Origin of the sequence: Pseudomonas sp. P5_109, from assembly GCF_034009455.1 — a bacterium.
In the GTDB taxonomy this organism is placed as follows: domain Bacteria; phylum Pseudomonadota; class Gammaproteobacteria; order Pseudomonadales; family Pseudomonadaceae; genus Aquipseudomonas.
Genome location: NZ_CP125380.1, coordinates 6,376,471 through 6,396,594, shown reverse-complemented (window position 1 = coordinate 6,396,594; position 20,124 = coordinate 6,376,471). Strand labels below are relative to the sequence as shown.

The following is a 20,124-nucleotide window of genomic DNA, read 5'->3' as shown; positions in this document are numbered from 1 at the left end:
GACAAGGCACTGTGCCATTAGTGTTTTTGACGGGTGTTTTGCCGGTCACTCTGCTTCAATGACCGCTGTTGATCCTTTGAAAGGACGAGTTCTCCCATGGAAATCTCAGGTAACACCGCTTTTTATGCCGGTCTGAGCACCCTTCAGACAGGGCAGAACCGAGTCGATCTAGCCGCCGGGCAGATCGCCAACACCACGATCGAGCGTTCGGTCACCAGCCAGTCCTCCGAGGCGCAGGTCGATCGGCTGCGATCGGTTGATCGCAGCCAGCAATCGGATGTGGCCAGCAACATGGTCGAAATGGCCCAAGGCAAGATTCAGGCGGAGCTGGGCGTGAAAGTCGCCAAGGCCTCCGACGAAGTGCTCGGGACGTTGATCGATACCTACGCTTGATTCATTAAAGAATTTGCACCCTCCAGCGCCGCGCCTGTTCGCGGCGTTTTTCTGCGTAAGTCTTTCTTGTTCAACTAATCTTTTTCAGTGTGGCGGGCTGCTTCGCAAGCGCGGCTGCGTTGTCGCGTGCCTGTGTATCCAAGCCTGCGATGACGAACGGCAAAAGATCGACGCTTGACAAGATTTGGGCGTAAACGTATGTTTCAAACAACTGTTTGATCGCAACAACAAATCAATGCGGTCGTTCATTCCCGGTTACATCAGCAGAGGTTTATCGCTATGCCTGACTACAAGGCCCCCTTGCGTGATATTCGCTTCGTTCGTGACGAACTGCTCGGCTACGAAGCGCACTATCAGAGCCTTCCGGCTTGCGCCGACGCAACCCCGGACATGGTTGACGCCATTCTCGAGGAAGGCGCCAAGTTTTGTGAGCAGGTGCTGGCTCCGCTGAACCGCGTGGGCGACCTCGAAGGCTGCACCTGGAGCGAGTCCGGCGTTAAGACCCCGACTGGCTTCAAAGAGGCCTACAAGCAATTCGTCGAAGGTGGCTGGCCGAGCCTGGCTCACGACGTAGAGCACGGCGGCCAAGGCCTGCCGGAGTCCCTGGGTCTGGCCATCAGCGAAATGGTTGGTGAGTCCAACTGGTCGTGGGGCATGTACCCGGGCCTGTCGCACGGTGCGATGAACACCATCTCCGAGCACGGTACTCCTGAGCAACAAGAGGCTTACCTGACCAAGCTGGTTTCCGGTGAGTGGACCGGCACCATGTGCCTGACCGAGCCGCACTGCGGCACCGACCTGGGCATGCTGCGCACCAAGGCCGAACCTCAGGCCGACGGTTCCTACAAGGTTTCCGGCACCAAGATCTTCATCTCGGCCGGTGAACACGACATGGCCGACAACATCGTCCACATCGTACTGGCCCGCCTGCCGGATGCACCGGCCGGCACCAAAGGCATCTCCCTGTTCATCGTGCCGAAGTTCATGCCGAACGCCGATGGCTCGGTTGGCGCGCGTAACGCTGTGTCTTGCGGTTCCCTGGAACACAAGATGGGCATCCACGGCAACGCCACCTGCGTGATGAACTTCGACGGCGCCACCGGTTTCCTGATCGGCCCGGCGAACAAAGGCCTGAACTGCATGTTCACCTTCATGAACACCGCACGCCTGGGTACCGCGCTGCAAGGCCTGGCCCATGCCGAAGTCGGTTTCCAAGGTGGCCTGAAATACGCTCGCGACCGTCTGCAAATGCGTTCGCTGACTGGCCCGAAAGCGCCGGACAAAGCCGCTGACCCGATCATCGTGCACCCTGACGTACGCCGCATGCTGTTGACCATGAAGGCATTCGCCGAAGGCAACCGTGCAATGGTTTACTTCACCGCCAAACAGGTCGACATCGTCAAGTACGGCGTCGACGAAGAAGAGAAGAAGAAAGCCGACGCACTGCTGGCTTTCATGACTCCGATCGCCAAAGCCTTCATGACCGAAGTCGGTTTCGAATCGGCCAACCACGGCGTGCAGATCTATGGCGGCCACGGCTTCATCGCCGAGTGGGGCATGGAGCAGAACGTTCGCGACAGCCGCATTTCGATGCTGTACGAAGGCACCACCGGTATCCAGGCACTCGACCTGCTGGGCCGTAAAGTATTGATGACCCAAGGCGAGGCCCTGAAAGGCTTCACCAAGATCGTCCACAAGTTCTGCCAGACCAACGAAGGCAACGAAGCGGTTCAAGAGTTCGTCGCTCCGCTGGCTGCACTGAACAAGGAATGGGGCGAGCTGACCATGAAGGTCGGTATGGCCGCCATGAAAGATCGCGAAGAAGTCGGCGCGGCCTCCGTGGACTACCTGATGTACTCCGGTTACGCCTGCCTGGCCTACTTCTGGGCTGACATGGCGCGCCTGGCTGCCGAGAAACTGGCTGCCGGCACTTCCGAAGAGGCGTTCTACACCGCCAAGCTGCAGACTGCGCGCTTCTACTTCCAGCGCATCCTGCCGCGTACCCGCACTCACGTCGTAACCATGCTGTCGGGCGCCAACAACCTGATGGACATGAAAGAAGAGAACTTCGACCTAGGCTACTAAGCCTTAACGCAGTCCTTCAAAAAAACCGCCGCTTGTTTTCGCAAGCGGCGGTTTTTTTTGCTCTGTCACCAGACCCCGATCACCATGGCGTTGGAGCCAGAGGACCGACACCGCCGGGTGTACTGGCGCCTTCTCCGTTACGTATGAATGGCAGGTGCCAGAAGTCGTTCGGGACAACGGGATCACCAGGCTTGACGCCTTCCGGAAAGATGAACTCGAACACCGGTGCCACATACTGCCCAGCGACCAGCCCGTTGGCTACGGTCAGCCTGCTTGCGTTCTGGATGCAGCTGTCCACACCAGCCTGAGAGAGCGTTTGCTGTGGAACACACATCGAGCGCGCAACGACACGCAGGGTACGCGTTGGCTGGCTCAAGAGCCCGGCGGGTGCCTTGGTCGCCCGAACCCTGGCGCGTTGTGGCTGAGGACCCGTGTTCTGTGTGGTAATGCCACCCGTGGCGCCCAGGCAACTGGTCGCAAGGGCCAGCGCAGGATTGCACTCACCCGTCATCTCATAGGGTGTAATCCAGCGGTTGGTTTGTGCGCCAGTCGATGGGTTGACATCGATCAGATAAATGTCGACCGGGGTCTTGATGTCGGTGGTTGAAGCTTCAAGGAAAATCCGGTCCTGGGTTTCCTGGGCGACACCGCCGATTGCTGTTACCGCTGGGTCGGCAGTACCGACACCAAATTCCCCGATAGATAGATAGCTCGGTTGGGAGCCGGGCTGAGTGTAGATCCCTACGTTGGCCTCAATCGTGTGCGCAGAGATGAAGTCCGGGGCCCCCGTTGTCGCGGACTTGAACAAGGTGCCGGCCCAACTGATGAAGTCGCCGACTTCGAAGGGGGCCTGTTGAGACGGGTCGGGGTCCGTTGCCGTACGCGAAGCATCGCTGAGTCTCTTCATGACGAATTGGCTGCAATAGGCCTGTCCCGTCACCGGAGGAGAAAGGTCTCCGCTGGCCGGAGGCGTTACGCCGGCCTGGGCGAAGTTGCGGCAGTTGTTGGTCGTGGTCGGAGTGACCGCTTTTGGCCGGTTTTTTTGTGGGCAGAGCGCATCGTCCCCGGAAATCGTGCGCGGCACGCACATCGGGTACCCGGTTGCGGCGTGGATAGTCGGGTTTGCATCATCGACGGAGAAACGTGGGTCGGGGCTTTGAGCGCGGCCAAAACGTCCATTCGGGTCGTTGATCTGCAGGGTCGTGGGCAGCAGTGGATTACCGCTGTCAACTTCGATGTTGCCGTTGGTGTAGTCGATGCGGGTAATGACCCCACTCCCAGCATTCGCGGCTTGCTGGGAGACAAAAATCAGCCCGGCTATTTGTTTGTTGGACACAGAGTTACCCACCACGTGGATCTCGAACGACGGATATGACGTCGGTCCCTTGTTGAGCGCCAGCGTACCGCCCCTGACGAACTCGGCCCATGTCAGGGTATTGGCCGGCATTTGCAGGACCGTATTGCAAGGGACGGTAATCGTTACGCCGTTCAGTTGGACGGTACCTCCATAACGGCCAGGATCGGTGGTGCCAGGGCAATTCACATTGGTGGGATCGAGCGTCATGCTCTGGATAAAGCCTGTAACGTCGAACCCATGTATCGCAGTCGGGTTTGTGAAAACCGGATCGGGCAGTGTGGGAGTCGTGAATGGCGAGGTCGCCCCTGCTGGGGGCTTGGCAGTCCCGCCGCCACCACCGCCGCCACCTCCACCGCCAGCGCCGTTTTTGGCAAATGCATCCGCGCCACCACCAATGGCCAGTGCGACGGTAACGGCAGTGGCGAGCAGGGCATGACGACCGAAAATGCTGTTGAATCGCTTGTGGAGCAGCGGTATGGCGAGCGTTTTTTCGTACGAGGATAAGCTCATGGATCTCTCCAGAATATTGCAGGACCAGTGGCCGGCCAATCGACTCGCAGCTCTGCTGATGCGCTGAATCCTGCGCAAGAAAAGCGCAAAGCCGTGGGTGTCGAATTGGGGCTCGATCCACCGGGACAAGTGCCTGCGTCTGGCCCGACACTTCCCGCCTGGATGCTTTCAACCTGCGTTGCGCCGGCCGGTTACGGGCGCAATCGCGAGAGACATTTCCTTGAGCCTGAGGTGTACAAAGCAGTTGTCGTGCCTGTTACGAAATAATTTGATACAAGTCGCCGCCAATGCACTTGGAATGCGGGCTGCGCGGCCAGGGATGGAACTGCGCTCAACACTGCCGAATTAATATCCACCAACATAGGGGGGGATACATACCCAAGTTCGGGAGTGTGCGAAGTGAAGTTCAGATATTTGCGCGGTGCGTTCTGTCATAAGTACTGAATGAGAAATGTTTTCTATATCTACTCTGGGCGAAAAGACATCGCAAGAAAATGTATCGAAGTATTGGTCGTGTGGTTTTGTGTTGATATCAAATAAAATCCATAGCTCGCGCAGTGCAACTTGCGCACAAGCGGAGTAGTTGTGTTTTGTGATGGTTGACTCCTATTGGTTGTCTGGGCTTGCAGGCGATTATTGTAAGTGCGGTTAGCCCCGGCGAAGTATGAGTAAGCAATTGCTCTGCCAAACTCTCAAGCATTAATCTGTTCATATATTTTTCTTTAAAAACATGGGCTTAAGATTCTTGTGTGAGCCGGTATATGCAAGGCTTTGGGGGCGTTACCCAGTATTGGGGGAAAGTTCACCAAATGTGAGGTCAGTCTTTAGTCTTAGTTTTTTGTGTTGTCAGGTGTGTTTGCAAACACAGTTTTTAATTGTGCTGGCCTGGATAAAAAATTATTGTTTTTTTGCTGTTGAAATGTTTTGTTACAGCTAGAGTGTAGTTAAGCGCACCCGTCGGTGCGACAGAGCAATGTCTTAATCAAGCCTGAGCCAAGAGTGTACTTTTCCAGCCAAGCTTCGCCTTGCCCGAGCGATTTCGAGTAGGGGTAACTATTCGTGCAAGCAGCAAAGTTTCGGCGATGAGTTCATCTTCCAACAGGATAATTACGGAGTCTGGCGACTCCCTACTGAATCGAGAGTGTCATGATGGTCAAGTACTTGAGCCTCTTTCGAATCCCCCGTTTTACCTGTGCGATGGCGGGCGCTCTGCTTGTCATCGGTCTACCGGTCGCGAGTGCCTGGGCCGCTGACCCGGTAGTGGTCGAACCGGCCGTACCGTCCGTACCCGACGTGCCCACTCTGCAATCGCTACGTGGGCTGCTGCCGCCCGACCCTTCGGGAACCGAAGGCGGGCGCAAAGTCGACCTGATGACCGACTACGTGCTCAATCGCCCGGCGGCAGTGCTGCTGGGCAAGGCACTGTTCTGGGACATGGAGATCGGCAGTGACGGTTCTACCGCTTGTGCGTCCTGCCACTTCCACGCGGGTGCCGATCACCGCACCACCAACCAGATCAACCCGGGCCAGGCGAACACCAACGCGAACGTCTCGTCGATCTTCAACAAACCGTTCACCGCCTCCGACATTCCGGGCGATGTACCGACCTACACCACCAAATCCGGAGGCAAGGGCGGTCCGAACTACCAGCTGAAGAAAAGCGATTTCCCAACCCATGTGCTGGCCAATCCGCTGGATCGCAATTCGGCCATTCTCTTCTCGACTGACGATGTGATCGGTTCGCAAGGCGTGTTCGACGCCAACTTCGTCAAGCCCCATCAGGCGCGTTTCGACAAGTGCGTCCAGCAACCGGACGGCATCTTCCAGGTGGGCGGCATCAACGTTCGCCGCAGCACCGGGCGCAACGCACCGACGGTGATCAACGCCGCGTTCAACGTGCGCAACTTCTGGGATGGCCGGGCCAATAACGTCTTCAACGGTTTCTCACCGTTCGGCAATCGCGACCCTGACGCGGGGATTTTCGTGACCAGCGATCGCAGTGGCGTGGCGACCAAGGTCAGGCTGGCGCTCAAGGATGCCTCCGCCGCCTCGCAAGCGGTAGGGCCTCCCGGCAGCCCGGTGGAAATGTCCTGCGGCGGGCGTACCTTCGCTGATATCGGCCGACGCATGCTTGACACCTTGATGCTCAAGCAGCAACGGATCTCGTCCAGCGATTCGGTACTCGGGCCGGTTTCCGGTGCCCGTCGGCCGACTTACCGTGAACTGATCAAGAACGCGTTCCAGCCGCGCCTGTGGAATGCCACGCAGCAGGTCTCGCTGGGCGGCGCGCCATACACCCAGATGGAGGCGAACTTCCCGCTGTTCTTCGGGTTGGCGATTCAGTTGTATGAGTCCACGCTGATCTCGGACCAGGCGCCGCTGGATGCCTACTTACAGGGCGATCACACCGCCATGAATGGGCAGCAGGTCCAGGGCATGAACCTGTTCCTGGGCAAGGGCAAATGCATCAGTTGCCACGGTGGCGCGGAGTTGACCAACGCCGGCAGCCGCCTGCTCTTCCACCCGCGTGAGCGTATCGAGCGGATGGTCATGGCCGACAACCTGACCACGCTCTATGACAACGGCTTCTACAACACCGGGGTGCGCCCGACCTCGGAAGACCTGGCACTCGGCGGTACGGATGCCTGGGGCAATCCGCTGTCTTTCACTCGCGAGTACAACACCTTGCTCCAGGGCGGCCAGATCCCTGACCCGCTGGAAGTTGATGTGTGCACCTTCGAAGTGCCCTTGAGCCCGGCCATCCCTTGTGATGCGACGCTCAAGCCCAAAGTCGGTTTCCGCGACTCGGTCGATGGCGCCTTCAAGACGCCGACCTTGCGCAACATCGCGTTGACCGGGCCGTACTTCCACAACGGTAGTCGCGCAACGCTGCAACAGGTGATGGAGTTCTACAACCGCGGCGGCGACCGGCGTGGCGAAGATGCCAGCAACACCAGTGGCTTCGAGCACCCGGCGGTCAATCAGCACAACGGCTCCAATCTTGATCCGGACATGACCCAGCTGAACCTGACCCCGGATGAAGTGGATGCGCTGGTCAAGTTCATGGAGGTCGGGCTCACCGATCCGCGAGTGGCGTGGGAGCGGGCGCCGTTTGACCATCCTTCGCTGGTACTGCCACAGGGCGAAAAGGGTGATGAAAACTCGGTCGGGCAAAAACCGGCCAGTCCGAAGATCACTACCCGGCAGGCGCAGGACGCCGACATCCAGCTCAGACCGGTCGGTGCGGAGGGTCGCACACGTCTGGAGGGGCCGCTGCTACCGTTCAACAACGATCTGTAAGAGGATTTCCCCTTGCGCCACTGGCGGCTGATGGCCGCCAGTGGCGCCCTTTTTCAAATACCTCAGTATTTCACTCAGCAAATCGGGGTTTCTGCCGTTACAGTAGTGGGCACATTGCCATCTATTGGTCTGACGGGTCGGAGCTTTACCCTTGTTGCGTTCTTCCGCTGTGCGTTTCAGTCATTTCCTGCCGTCTTTACTGCTGTTGCTGGCGGGGCTTGCGGCTGCATACATCAAGGATCTGAACGTCTTCTTCACCTCGCTGTTCAACGTGCTGCCGACCCTGGTGTTATTGCTCGGTGGCGCCTATTGCGCGGTGTACCGACGTCAGCGTGAACTGTTTCTGATGGTCACGGTGTACATCGCCTACTTCCTGCTCGACACCCAGACTGACTACTACCGCGACAACGGCAAGGTGCGTGAAGATGCCGCCGTGGTCTTTCATTTGTGTTGCCTGCTGCTGCCGCTGCTGTTTGGTGTGTTCGCGGCGTGGCAGGAACGCACTCATCTGTTCCAGGACATGGTGGCGCGTTTCGCGGTATTGCTGGCGGTCGGCAGCGTGGCGCTGGGGCTTGAGCAAAGCTATCCGCACGCGCTGCTGATCTGGCTGTCGGAGATTCGCTGGCCCGCCTTGCATGGCGCCTGGATGAGCCTGATCCAGTTGTCCTATCCGGTATTCATTGCGGCGTTTTTGCTGCTGGCCTGGCAATACTGGCGCAACCCGCGACCGCTGCATGCCGCGCAATTGGTGGGACTGCTCGGGTTGTTCTGGATGTTGCCGAAAACCTTCATCCTGCCGTTCACGCTGAACATCATGTGCAGCCAGGTGATGTTGATGATCGCCGCCGCCGTTGCCCACGAAGCCTATCAAATGGCCTTCCGCGACGAACTGACCGGGCTGCCGGGCCGTCGTGCGCTGAACGAGCGCATGCAACGGCTTGGGCGCAACTACGTGTTGGCCATGAGCGACGTCGACCACTTCAAGAAATTCAACGACACCCACGGCCACGACGTCGGCGACCAGGTGCTGCGGCTGGTGGCCAGCAAACTGTCGAAAATCGGCGGTGGCGGTAAGGCGTATCGCTATGGCGGCGAGGAATTTGCCCTGGTGTTTGCAGGCAAGACCCTGGAAGAGTGCATGCCGCACCTGGAAGTCATCCGCGAGTCCATCGCCACTTACAACATTCAGCTGCGCAATCAGGAAAACCGACCGCAGGACGATAGTCAGGGACGCCAGCGGCGTGCCGGTTCCGGTGTGTCGAGCGTGTCGGTGACGGTCAGTATCGGCGTGGCCGAACGGATCGATCAACGCACCCCCGAAGTGGTGCTCAAGTCCGCCGACCAGGCGCTCTACAGCGCCAAGGGCGCCGGGCGCAACTGCGTGGTGGCGTTCGGGCAGAACCGACGTGGCGCCGTGCGCATGGACGCCGCTACGGTTGAGTGATGATGGCGCATTCAGCGAGCGCAAAGTGATTGTGAGGCAGGGTCGGCGGCAGTAGGTTGAAGAAATCTGCCGACGGAGAATGACCATGCCCGAGTACAAAGCTCCCTTGCGCGACATGCGCTTTCTGATTGACCACGTCTTCGACTTTCACGCTAACTACGCCGCACTGGGGGCCACCGATGCCAGCCCGGACATGGTCAATGCGATCCTTGAAGAAGGGGCGAAGTTCTGCGAAAACGTGCTGTCGCCGCTCAACCGCAGTGGCGATGAAGAAGGCTGCCATTTCGACAATGGCGTGGTCACCACGCCCGCGGGCTTCAAGCAGGCCTTCGCACAATACGTGGAAGGTGGCTGGCATGGTCTGGCGGCGGATCCGGCTTACGGCGGTCAAGGCTTGCCAATCTCTCTCGGTCTGGTCATCAGCGAGATGGTCGGTTCCAGCAACACCTCCTGGGGCATGTACCCCGGCCTGACACACGGTGCGATGTCGGCGATCCACGCCCACGGCACCGAGGAGCAAAAGCACACCTATTTGAAGAAGCTCACCGCTGGCCAATGGACCGGCACCATGTGCCTGACCGAAGCCCATTGCGGCACCGACCTTGGCATCATCAAGACCCGCGCCGTACCGGCTGCCGATGGCAGCTATGCGATTTCCGGCAGCAAGATCTTCATCTCTGCCGGCGAGCACGACATGAGCGCCAACATCATTCACCTGGTGCTGGCCAAATTGCCGGACGCACCAGCCGGGACCAAGGGCATTTCGCTGTTCATCGTGCCCAAGTTCCTGCCCGATGCGACGGGCGAGGCGGGCGAGCGCAATGGAGTGTCCTGCGGCTCGATCGAACACAAAATGGGCATCAAGGCCTCGGCCACCTGCGTGCTGAACTTCGACGAGGCCAAAGGCTTTTTGATCGGCGAGCCGAACAAAGGCCTGAACTGCATGTTCACCATGATGAACCACGCGCGGCTGGGCACGGGCATGCAAGGGCTGTGTCTGGGCGAGGCGAGCTTCCAAGGCGCGATCAAATACGCCAATGACCGTTTGCAGATGCGTGCGCTGACCGGACCGAAAGCGCCGGAAAAAGCCGCCGATCCGATCATCGTGCACCCTGACGTGCGGCGGATGTTGCTGACCATGAAAGCCTTCAACGAAGGCAATCGCGCACTGACCTACTTCACCGCGCAGTTACTCGACATTGCACACCTGAGCCCGGACGAAACGGCGCGCCAGGAGGCCGAAGACTTGCTGGCGTTCCTCACGCCGATCTGCAAAGCCTTCATGACCGACACCGGGCTGGAGGTGACCAACCACGGCATGCAGGTGTTTGGCGGCCACGGGTTCATTCGCGAATGGGGGATGGAGCAGCTGGTACGTGACTGCCGGATCGCGCCGATCTATGAGGGCACCAACGGCATTCAGGCGCTGGACTTGCTTGGGCGCAAGGTACTCGGCAGCCAGGGCAAGCTGCTGCGCGGGTTCACCAGAATCGTCCACAAGTTCTGCGCGGCGAACGCCGAACATCCGCAACTGGCCGGGTATGTGGCGCAGCTCAATCAACTGAATCAACAGTGGGGTGAGTTGACCACCAAGGTCGGTATGGCAGCGATGAAAAACCCGGACGAAGTTGGCGCCGCGTCGGTGGATTACTTGATGTACAGCGGCTACATCGTCCTCGGCTACCTGTGGTTGCGCATGGCGCTGGTGGCACAGGCGCAGCTCGATGCTGGCAGCGGCGATGGTGATTTCTGCCGGGGCAAACTGGCGACCAGCGAGTTTTACTTCAAGCGCTTGCTACCGCGCACCGCCGCTCATCGGGCGGCCATCGAAGCGGGTAGTGATTGCCTGATGCAACTGCCGGCGGAGATGTTTGCGCTCTGACATCGCCCTCTGTAGGAGCGAACTCTGCTCGCGATGGTCGTCAACGAAAACGCGTAAATCCAGATGCCCGCGGCGTCTTTGGGTTTTTCGCGAGCAAGCTCGCTCCTACACAATCAAATGACTAAAAATAACAAAACGGTCATGAGCTGACCCTATGTGTCACAAAAGTTGTTGAGGTACACTCCGACCCAACGAAAATACTCTTCCTGTGAATCACCTGTATAGATCTTGCGAGGTTTGCCATGGCTGACTACAAAGCGCCCCTGCGCGATATGCGCTTCGTCCTCAATGAAGTTTTCGAGGTCGCCAAACTCTGGGCCGAGCTGCCAGCGCTGGCCGAGACCGTCGATGCGGAAACGGTCGAAGCCATCCTGGAAGAAGCCGGCAAAGTCACCAGCAAAAGCATCGCACCGCTGAGCCGTGCCGCTGACGAAGAAGGTTGCCATTGGGCGGACGGTGCCGTCACCACGCCGGCAGGTTTCCCGCAGGCCTATCAGACCTACGCTGAAGGTGGTTGGGTCGGTGTCGGTGGCGATCCTGCCTACGGCGGCATGGGGATGCCCAAAGCCGTTTCGGCCCAGGTCGAAGAAATGGTCAACTCCGCCAGCCTGTCGTTCGGCCTGTACCCGATGCTGACCGCCGGCGCTTGCCTGTCGATCAACGCCCACGCCAGCGAAGCGCTGAAAGCCGCGTACCTGCCGAACATGTATGCCGGCATCTGGGCCGGTTCCATGTGCCTGACCGAGCCACACGCCGGTACGGACCTGGGGATCATTCGCACCAAGGCCGAGCCTCAGGCCGACGGTTCCTACAAGGTCAGCGGCACCAAGATCTTCATCACCGGTGGCGAACACGACCTGACCGAAAACATCATTCACCTGGTGCTGGCCAAGCTGCCGGATGCACCGGCGGGGCCAAAGGGCATCTCGCTGTTCCTGGTGCCGAAGTTCATGGTCAATGCCGATGGCAGCCTGGGCGCGCGCAACCCGGCAAACTGTGGCTCGATCGAACATAAGATGGGCATCCAGGCGTCCGCAACCTGCGTGATGAACTTCGATGAAGCCGTGGGTTACCTGGTCGGCGAGCCGAACAAAGGCCTGGCGGCCATGTTCACCATGATGAACTACGAGCGTCTGGGCGTCGGTATCCAGGGCCTGGCCACTGGCGAGCGCTCGTACCAGAATGCCGTGGAATACGCCCGTGACCGTCTGCAAAGCCGTTCGCCAACCGGCGCGCAGAACAAGGACAAAGTGGCTGACCCGATCATCGTCCACCCGGACGTGCGTCGCATGCTGCTGACCATGAAAGCCTCGAACGAAGGTGGCCGTGCGTTCTCCACCTACGTGGCGATGCAACTGGACACCGCCAAGTTCAGCGAAGACGCCGCCACCCGCAAGCGTGCGGAAGACCTGGTGGCCTTGCTGACCCCGGTGGCCAAGGCGTTCCTCACCGACCTCGGCCTGGAAACCACCGTGCACGGCCAGCAGGTATTCGGCGGCCACGGTTACATCCGTGAGTGGGGCCAGGAGCAACTGGTGCGCGACGTTCGCATCACCCAGATCTATGAAGGCACCAACGGCATTCAGGCGCTGGACCTGGTCGGGCGCAAGATCGTCGGCAGCGGCGGGGCGTTCTACAACCTGTTCGCCGACGAGATTCGTCACTTCACGGCGACCGCCAGTGCCGATCTGGCTGAATTCACCAAGCCGCTGAACGACGCCGTGACCACTCTCGACGAGCTGACAGCCTGGTTGCTTGACCGCGCGAAGAGCAATCCGAACGAGATCGGCGCGGCGTCGGTCGAGTACCTGCAAGCGTTCGGCTACGTGGCTTACGCCTACATGTGGGCCCTGATGGCCAAGGTGGCTTTCGGCAAGGAAGCGCAGGACGATTTCTATGCCAGCAAACTGGGCACGGCGCGCTTCTATTTCGCCCGCCTGTTGCCGCGCATTCACTCGTTGAGCGCATCGGTGAAGGCCGGCAGCGAGTCGTTGTTCCTGCTGGATGCCGGGCAATTCTGATGAAGTAACGTTTTGTAAGCATTCTCTTACATGACGTGCTGCTGTTCTCCCATAGAAGCAGATTGGATCCACAGCTAATCTACTTCACATGGACGTAGCGCAGGAAGCGCAAAGCAACAACAGGGACACGTAGGATTCTGCCAGGACGGCGGAGTGAAATGGATGTCAGGGAAACAGTCTGCAAAGCCCCGCTTCGGCGGGGTTTTCTTTTGCCCGAAGAAAAGTTTTAGCTATGTCCATCCAGAGCCTGCGCGCTGTTCAAGCGTCCATCCGGGCCATTTATCACGTCTTCCAGTAATGTCCGCAACAAAGCCAGCGAGGCCTGCTGCCTTTGTACATCCCGACAAACCAAACCGACTTTGAGCAGCACTCGCGGCTCGCTCAGGGGTTTCCACAACAGTTCGTGGTTGCCATGGGTCTTTTGTGAGCGACCGGGCAGAACCGTCGCCAGGCGCGTGTGCGGCAGGCTGTCGAGGATGCCGGCCATGTTGTTCAGTTCGGCTTGCACCTGTGGACGTCGCCCGAGGTTCGCCAGTTGGCTCTGCCAGATCTGCCTGATCTGGAATTCCTCGCCCAGCAGCAACATCGGCAGTTCGGCGGCCTGGCTCATGGAGACTTTCTTGAATTCTCGCAGCGGATGCTCCGCCGGGATGACCAGGGTCAGCTCATCTTCGTACAGCATCACGCCATGCAAACCTGGCTGGCGCGGCGGCAGGTAGCCGATGCCAATGTCCAGAGACCCGTTGAGCAGTCGCCGCTCGATTTCCAGGCCGGTCAGTTCATAGATCTGCACCACCAGATGCGGCTGCGCCTTGCGTACCCGCTCGAGCATCTGCGGCACCAGGCTGGTGTGCACGGTCTGCAATACACCAATGGCCAGGGTGCGCAGCGCCTGGCCCTTGAAGTTGCCGAGCGCCTCCCGTGCCCGTTGCAGGCCATCGAGCAAAGGCAGGGCATGGTTGTATAGCGTGTGGGCCGCGAGGGTCGGCAACAGGCGTTTGCTGCTGCGCTCGAACAGGCTCACATCGAGGTTTTGTTCTAGGTGGCGGATCTGCTGGGACAACGCTGGCTGGGAGATGGACAGACGCTCGGCAGCCCGGCCCACGTGGCCTTCTTCGTAGACCGCGACGAAATAACGCAGTTGCTTGAAATCCATAAGTGTTAGTTATCGAAAATGCTGGGAAATCGAAATGGCTCAACGCCTCGTCTGAGCCTAGTCTAACTGCATTCACAAGGCTTACAGGGCCACAGAGCGCGATGAATACCGTTTGTTTCGATGGTGTTTACATAGGTAAGGCAGAAAACCTCAAAAGAGGTTTTTCCAGATGAATCTGTTCAGTCTGCGCCGCAGTCCCCCCAGCCTCGATGATCTGGTCATGGACGCCTCCCTGCCATCCCAAGGCGATAACCTTTCCTGCGAGTACTTGATGCCCAGTGTCGAGCGGCCGAAACAAGTGTTTGTGCGTGGCCAGGGTTCATGGCTGTGGGACAGCGAGGATCGTGCGTATCTGGATTTTTCCCAGGGTGGCGGGGCCAACAGCCTTGGTCACAGCCCTTCGGTACTGGTCAATGCAATCACTGCCCAGGCTCAATCGCTGATCAACCCGGGTTTCGGCCTGCACAACCGCGGCATGCTCAGCCTCGCCGAACATCTGTGTGCCAGCACCGGTAGTGATCAGGCGTACCTGCTCAACACGGGCAGCGAAGCCTGTGAAGCGGCGATCAAACTGGCGCGCAAATGGGGTCAACAGCATCGCGCTGGCGCGTCGCGAATCATTGTCGCCAACAACGCTTGTCATGGCCGTAGTCTGGCGACGATTTCGGCGTCGGACAGTTCGACACTGGCCAACCGATTCGAGCCGCAACTGCCGGGCTTCAGTCATGTCCCGTTCAATGATCTGCCGGCATTGCATGCGGCCGTGGATGAGCGGACCGTGGCGATTATGCTCGAACCGATCCAGAGCGAAGCCGGCGTGATCCCGGCCACCGCGCATTACCTCAAGGGTGTCGAGCGCTTGTGCCGTGAGCTCGGCATTTTGCTGATCTTCGACGAAGTGCAAACCGGTGTTGGTCGTTGCGGCACTTTGCTCGCGGAACAGTCCTACGGCGTAAGGGCCGATATCGTCGTGCTTGGCAAAGGCCTGGGCGGCGGCGTGCCACTGGCGGCATTGCTGGCGCGGGGCAGGGCCTGCTGTTTCGAACCCGGCGAGATGGCCGGTACCCACCATGGCAATGCCCTGATGACCGCAGCGGGTCTTGCGGTGCTAGAGAGTTTGCAGGACAAGGGTTTGCTCAACCACATCGCGGAAACCGGCCAGCACATGCGCGAAGGCCTTGGGCGTTTGGCGCATCGTTACGGTCACGGCGAGTTGCGCGGACAAGGGCTGCTTTGGGGGCTGACGCTGTCGGACGATTCCGCTGACGCGGTGGTCAAGGCCGCGCTGTACGAAGGCTTGTTGCTCAATGCCGCGCAACCCGACTGCCTGCGCTTTACCCCGGCGCTGAATGTCAGCAACGCCAACATCGACGAAATGCTCCTGCGCCTGGCGCGCGCCTTCTCCCGAGTACGCACCGCGCAATTGCAGTGCCGCAAAGGGATTGCCGTCTGATCCGAGGCGCCTCACACAATTTCCAGAACCGTCTCGCGGTAAAACGCACGCCTCACGCCCGACACTTTTGGCGTGGGGCGTTTTTTTGGCTCGGGAGAAGAGGGACTGAACCCTGACAAACGGCACGGGTCGATTAGCTGTAGGGCTTGCATGAGCCCACCCCAATCAGGAGCTGCCCCATGGACTTTATTCGCATCATCATCGCCATTCTTTTGCCGCCGCTGGGTGTGTTTCTGCAAGTAGGATTCGGTGGGGCGTTCTGGCTGAATATCCTGCTGACGTTGTGCGGGTACATTCCGGGGATCGTGCATGCTGTGTACATCATCGCCAAGCGCTGAGTTTTTGTGGCGCTAGATAGATTGCTATCGCGAGCAAGCCCGCTCCCACAGGGTTTGTGCACGCCGCAGAACCTGTGGGAGCGGGCTTGCTCGCGAATGGGGCGGCACCGTTTCGGCAATGAACGCAGGCTTCAGTCCACTGAATCCATCACCCGCCGATAAAACAACCACTCCTGCTCCAGCGCATGGGCCTGGTTACCGGCCTTGCGAAAGCCATGGCGTTCGTCCGCATAGTAATGCGCTTCGACCAGGATGCCGTTGTCCTGCAGGGCCTCGACCATGTCGCGGGTCTGTTGAGGGACGACCACGGCATCCAGTTCTCCTTGAAAGAAGATCATTGGCACGCGGATATTTCCCGCATGCAAAAGTGGCGTGCGTGAGGCATAGCGTTCGACATCCAGCAACGGATCGCCGATCAGCCAGTCCAGATAGTCGCTTTCGAATTTGTGGGTCGCGCGGCCCAGCGCCACCGGGTCGCTGACCCCATACAGGCTGGCGCCGGCGCGGAACACGTTGTGAAAGGCCAACGCGCAAAGGGTGGTGTAGCCGCCGGCACTGCCGCCGCGAATGAACGCGTTGTCGCCATCGATCAAGCCACGCTCGGCGAGATGGCTGACCACCGCGCAAGCGTCTTCGACATCCACATCCCCCCAACTCAAGTGCAGTGCCTGACGATAGGCCCGGCCATAACCGCTGCTGCCGCGATAGTTAAGGTCGGCCACGGCGAAGCCCCGCTGTGCCCAGTACTGGATACGCGGGTCGAGCATCGGGTAGCACGCCGAGGTCGGGCCGCCATGGACGAACACCACCAATGGCGGTTTCGCCGCGCCGGTCATCGCCGGGTAGAAAAAGCCATGTGCTTCGCCTGAGCCACTGGGGTAGCGCAAGGTTTGCGGGCGGCTGATCTGTTCGGGAGCAAGCGGTGCAATACCGCCGGCCAGCACTTGCACTTGCCGGCTCTGGCGGTCGATGGCGATGACGGCGGTTGAACTGATGGGCGACGCGGCGATGCAATAGATGAACTGCTCATCCACGGCGAGATGGCGGAAGCGGCTGTAGTCGCCGGTGAAGTCGGCGCTGGAATCACCGCCTATGCCCAATCGGCCAAACCCGCCTTCGGTCCAACTGGCCAGAAAACGCTCGTCGCCCAGGGGCAACCAAGTGCTGCCGCCCAGTTGCCAGGGCGCGGGGCCATGGTCGGCGCTGGCACTTGGCAATGGACCCAGCCCTTTTTCAGTAGCTTTCCATGGCTGCCAGTAACCGGCGCGATCCGTCAGGCAATACAAGCGACCGTCGGCATCGAACCGCGGTTGTTGCACAGACTCTTGAGCGCCGTCGCCCGCCACACAACGAGCTTCGGCAAACCTGCCATTGGCGAGGCGTTCGGCAACCATCAAACGGGTCGCTGTCCATGGTTGATCCGGGCGACTCCATTCGATCCAGGCCAGGCGCCGGGCATCAGGACTGAGCGTCGGCGCCGCGTAGAAATCAGCCCCTTCGACCAGCAGGTGACGTGCGCCATCGAACAGGTCGATTGCCACCAGTCGGTGTTGATTGCGATGCTCCTCGACCGCCAGCACCTGCCCGTTGGCGAACTGCAGATCGCCATAACGGCACGCACCGGATGTCAGCTTTTCCGGCGCTTCGCCTTGCAGTGATTGCCGATACAGTTGCTGGTCGGCCTCGTTGACGAAAACGATACTGTCGTCCGTCAGACAAAATGCGCCACCGCCATATTCGTACACCCGGCTGCGCACGCTGAACCCCGGTGGCGTCAGGCATTTCGCTGCGCCGTCACGCCAGTGCCAGATCCGGCATGCCGCGTCTTCGGGGCGGTACTCGTTCCAGAACAGGCCCAACCGACCGGCCTGCAGTTCGGCAAAATCGATACCGGCAGCGACGGCTTTGGCAGCACTGAAAGGTTCAGCTTTTGGCGATGAGGCGTGAGTTTCGTTCATTGCGAAAGGCCAGTTGGTCGATGGTCTGGGTCGCGTGTTCGGCTTCTTCGCGAGCCTTGAGGATCACGCCGTGTTGTGGCGACTTGCTGCACACCGGGTCGGCGTTGCTGGCGTCACCCGTGAGCATGAACGCCTGGCAGCGGCAGCCGCCGAAGTCTTTTTCTTTCTCGTCACAGGAGCGGCACGGCTCGGGCATCCAGTCATAACCGCGAAAGCGGTTGAAGCCGAACGAGTCGTACCAGATGTGCTGCATGCTGTGGTCGCGCACGTTGGGAAACTGCACCGGCATCTGTCGGGCACCGTGACAGGGCAGGGCGGTTCCGTCTGGCGTGACCGTCAGAAAAATACTGCCCCAGCCATTCATGCAGGCTTTCGGGCGTTCTTCGTAATAGTCCGGGGTGACAAAAATCAGCTTGCACGGATGCCCTTCGGCTTCGAGTTTGGCGCGGTATTCGTTGGTGATGCGTTCGGCGCGCACCAGTTGCTCTTTGGTCGGCAATAGCCCAACGCGATTGAGTTGCGCCCAGCCGTAGAACTGGCAGGTGGCGAGTTCGACGAAGTCCGCCTCCAGGGCGATGCACAGCTCGATGATGCGGTCGATCTGGTCGATATTGTGCCGATGGGTCACGAAGTTCAGCACCATCGGATAGCCGTGGGCCTTCACCGCTCGGGCCATTTCCAGTTTCTGCGCGAAGGCCTTTTTCGAACCAGCCAGCAGGTTGTTCACCTGCTCGTCGCTGGCCTGGAAACTGATTTGGATGTGATCGAGGCCGGCCTTCTTGAAGTCGCTGATTTTCTGCTCGGTCAGGCCGATGCCGGAGGTGATCAGGTTGGTGTAGAAACCCAGCTGGCGGGCTTCGCGAATCAACTCTGCAAGATCCTGGCGCACCAGCGGTTCGCCACCGGAAAAGCCCAGTTGCGCCGCGCCCATTTCCCGCGCTTCACGGAACACCTTGATCCACTGTTCGGTGCTCAGCTCCTTGCCTTGTTCGGCGAAATCCAGCGGATTTGAGCAGTACGGGCATTGCAGCGGGCAACGATAGGTCAGCTCGGCCAGCAGCCACAGCGGCAAGCCGACTTCAGGTGTGGGCGGCACTTGCCTTGATGAATCAGGCAAGTTCGATCCAGTGCTGTGCACGGGCAACCTCCATGAATTGCTCGATGTCGTCACCGAGCTCGGGCACGCCGGGGAATTGTTGGTCGAGCTCGTTGATGATCGCCGCGACATCCCGTTCACCGTCGATCAAACCGCCGATCAGCGCGGCACTTTCGTTGAGCTTGATCATGCCTTCGGGGTACAGCAGCACATGGCCTTTCTGCGCCGGTTCGTACTGGAAACGGTAGCCGGTGCGCCAGGTCGGGGTCTTGCTGCGATCGAAACTCATAAGGTGATTCCTTTGTGCCAGACCCGTTCCCCGGTCACGCTGTGATACGGCGGGCGTTTCAGTTCGTAGGCCATGCTCATGGCATCGAGCATGCTCCAAAGAATGTCCAGTTTGAACTGGAGAATTTCCAGCATGCGTTCCTGGCCTTCACGGGTAGTGTAGTGCTGCAGCGTGATCGCCAGACCGTGCTCGACATCACGCCGTGCCTGGCCCAGGCGGGTGCGGAAATACTCGTAGCCGGCGGGGTCGATCCACGGGTAGTGCTGGGGCCAGCTGTCCAGGCGCGATTGGTGGATCTGCGGGGCGAACAGTTCGGTCAGCGAGCTGCTCGCGGCTTCCTGCCAACTGGCGCGGCGGGCGAAATTGACGTAGGCGTCGACGGCGAAACGCACGCCGGGCAGTACCAGTTCCTGGGAGCGCAGTTGATCCGGGTCGAGGCCGACGGCCTGGCCCAGACGCAGCCAGGCTTCGATGCCGCCGTCTTCACCCGGTGCGCCGTCGTGGTCGAGCAGGCGTTGAATCCACTCGCGGCGGATCTCGCGGTCAGGGCAATTAGCGAGGATTGCCGCGTCCTTCAGGGGAATGTTCACCTGATAGTAGAAGCGGTTGGCGACCCAGCCCTGGATCTGTTCGCGGGTGGCCCGGCCTTCGTACATCGCCACGTGGTACGGATGATGGATGTGGTAGTAGGCGCCCTTGGCGCGCAAGGCCGCTTCGAATTCGGCGGGGGACATCGGGGTGTCGGTCATTGCGGTTCTCCGGGGAACAACCGTTGAAATCTTTGGTGTCTGGTCGGACGTCTTCGCGGGCAAGCCCGCTCCCACAGGGGAATACGGTCAACT

At 59.8% G+C, this 20,124-nt stretch carries 14 protein-coding genes; 8 read left to right on the top strand and 6 right to left on the bottom strand.

All coding sequences use genetic code 11. The features are described from left to right. Nucleotides 1-96 precede the first annotated feature (96 nt). On the top strand, nt 97-393 hold the full coding sequence (locus QMK54_RS28510; protein ID WP_320401679.1) for a pyrroloquinoline quinone biosynthesis protein PqqE: 297 nt from the start codon (nt 97-99) through the stop codon (nt 391-393). Between the two features lie 279 nt (nt 394-672). Further along, on the top strand, nt 673-2,478 hold the full coding sequence (locus QMK54_RS28505; RefSeq protein ID WP_095944826.1) for a phenylacyl-CoA dehydrogenase: 1,806 nt from the start codon (nt 673-675) through the stop codon (nt 2,476-2,478). A 79-nt stretch (nt 2,479-2,557) separates the two neighbouring features. Here QMK54_RS28505 and QMK54_RS28500 read toward each other — a convergent pair whose 3' ends face one another. Further along, nucleotides 2,558-4,345, bottom strand: coding sequence for a hypothetical protein (locus QMK54_RS28500; protein ID WP_223589871.1), 1,788 nt, complete (start codon nt 4,343-4,345; stop codon nt 2,558-2,560). Nucleotides 4,346-5,494: 1,149 nt separating this feature from the next. Here QMK54_RS28500 and QMK54_RS28495 point away from each other — a divergent pair. From QMK54_RS28495 to QMK54_RS28480, 4 genes are all read left to right on the top strand, one after another. Further along, on the top strand, nt 5,495-7,645 hold the full coding sequence (locus tag QMK54_RS28495) for a cytochrome-c peroxidase (RefSeq protein ID WP_320402950.1): 2,151 nt from the start codon (nt 5,495-5,497) through the stop codon (nt 7,643-7,645). A gap of 151 nt (nt 7,646-7,796) precedes the next feature. Continuing rightward, nucleotides 7,797-9,089 carry a GGDEF domain-containing protein gene (locus QMK54_RS28490; protein ID WP_320401678.1) on the top strand — a complete coding sequence of 431 codons (1,293 nt, stop codon included), beginning with the start codon at nt 7,797-7,799 and terminating at the stop codon, nt 9,087-9,089. A gap of 85 nt (nt 9,090-9,174) precedes the next feature. Then, on the top strand, nt 9,175-10,971 hold the full coding sequence (locus QMK54_RS28485; RefSeq protein ID WP_320401677.1) for an acyl-CoA dehydrogenase C-terminal domain-containing protein: 1,797 nt from the start codon (nt 9,175-9,177) through the stop codon (nt 10,969-10,971). A gap of 242 nt (nt 10,972-11,213) precedes the next feature. Beyond that, complete coding sequence (locus QMK54_RS28480) at nt 11,214-12,992, top strand: acyl-CoA dehydrogenase C-terminal domain-containing protein (RefSeq protein ID WP_320401676.1); 1,779 nt, start codon at nt 11,214-11,216, stop codon at nt 12,990-12,992. A gap of 226 nt (nt 12,993-13,218) precedes the next feature. On the opposite strand, the gene QMK54_RS28475 is transcribed toward QMK54_RS28480, so the two are convergent. Beyond that, nucleotides 13,219-14,148, bottom strand: a complete 930-nt coding sequence (locus QMK54_RS28475) for a LysR family transcriptional regulator (RefSeq protein WP_320401675.1) — start codon at nt 14,146-14,148, stop codon at nt 13,219-13,221. Nucleotides 14,149-14,317: 169 nt separating this feature from the next. Here QMK54_RS28475 and QMK54_RS28470 point away from each other — a divergent pair, with 169 nt between their 5' ends. Continuing rightward, the gene (locus tag QMK54_RS28470) at nt 14,318-15,601 is read left to right on the top strand and encodes an aspartate aminotransferase family protein (protein ID WP_320401674.1); all 1,284 of its coding nucleotides are present in this window, start codon (nt 14,318-14,320) and stop codon (nt 15,599-15,601) included. Nucleotides 15,602-15,780: 179 nt separating this feature from the next. Continuing rightward, the gene (locus QMK54_RS28465) at nt 15,781-15,939 is read left to right on the top strand and encodes a YqaE/Pmp3 family membrane protein (protein ID WP_003228885.1); all 159 of its coding nucleotides are present in this window, start codon (nt 15,781-15,783) and stop codon (nt 15,937-15,939) included. 131 nt (nt 15,940-16,070) lie between these two features. Here QMK54_RS28465 and QMK54_RS28460 read toward each other — a convergent pair whose 3' ends face one another. Genes QMK54_RS28460 through pqqC form a run of 4 tightly spaced genes read right to left on the bottom strand, consistent with a single transcriptional unit; the run spans nt 16,071 to nt 20,031 of the window. Continuing rightward, on the bottom strand, nt 16,071-17,897 hold the full coding sequence (locus QMK54_RS28460) for a S9 family peptidase (RefSeq protein WP_320401673.1): 1,827 nt from the start codon (nt 17,895-17,897) through the stop codon (nt 16,071-16,073). After that, nucleotides 17,863-19,035: a pyrroloquinoline quinone biosynthesis protein PqqE gene (gene pqqE, locus QMK54_RS28455; protein ID WP_223589880.1), complete on the bottom strand. Its 1,173-nt coding sequence runs from the start codon at nt 19,033-19,035 to the stop codon at nt 17,863-17,865. The genes QMK54_RS28460 and pqqE overlap by 35 nt, the downstream gene beginning before the upstream one ends. Next, nucleotides 19,007-19,282: a pyrroloquinoline quinone biosynthesis peptide chaperone PqqD gene (gene pqqD / locus QMK54_RS28450; RefSeq protein ID WP_103396641.1), complete on the bottom strand. Its 276-nt coding sequence runs from the start codon at nt 19,280-19,282 to the stop codon at nt 19,007-19,009. Before pqqD ends, pqqE begins: the two co-directional genes overlap by 29 nt. Beyond that, nucleotides 19,279-20,031: a pyrroloquinoline-quinone synthase PqqC gene (gene pqqC / locus QMK54_RS28445; protein WP_007993179.1), complete on the bottom strand. Its 753-nt coding sequence runs from the start codon at nt 20,029-20,031 to the stop codon at nt 19,279-19,281. Before pqqC ends, pqqD begins: the two co-directional genes overlap by 4 nt. Between the last annotated feature and the right edge of the window lie 93 nt (nt 20,032-20,124).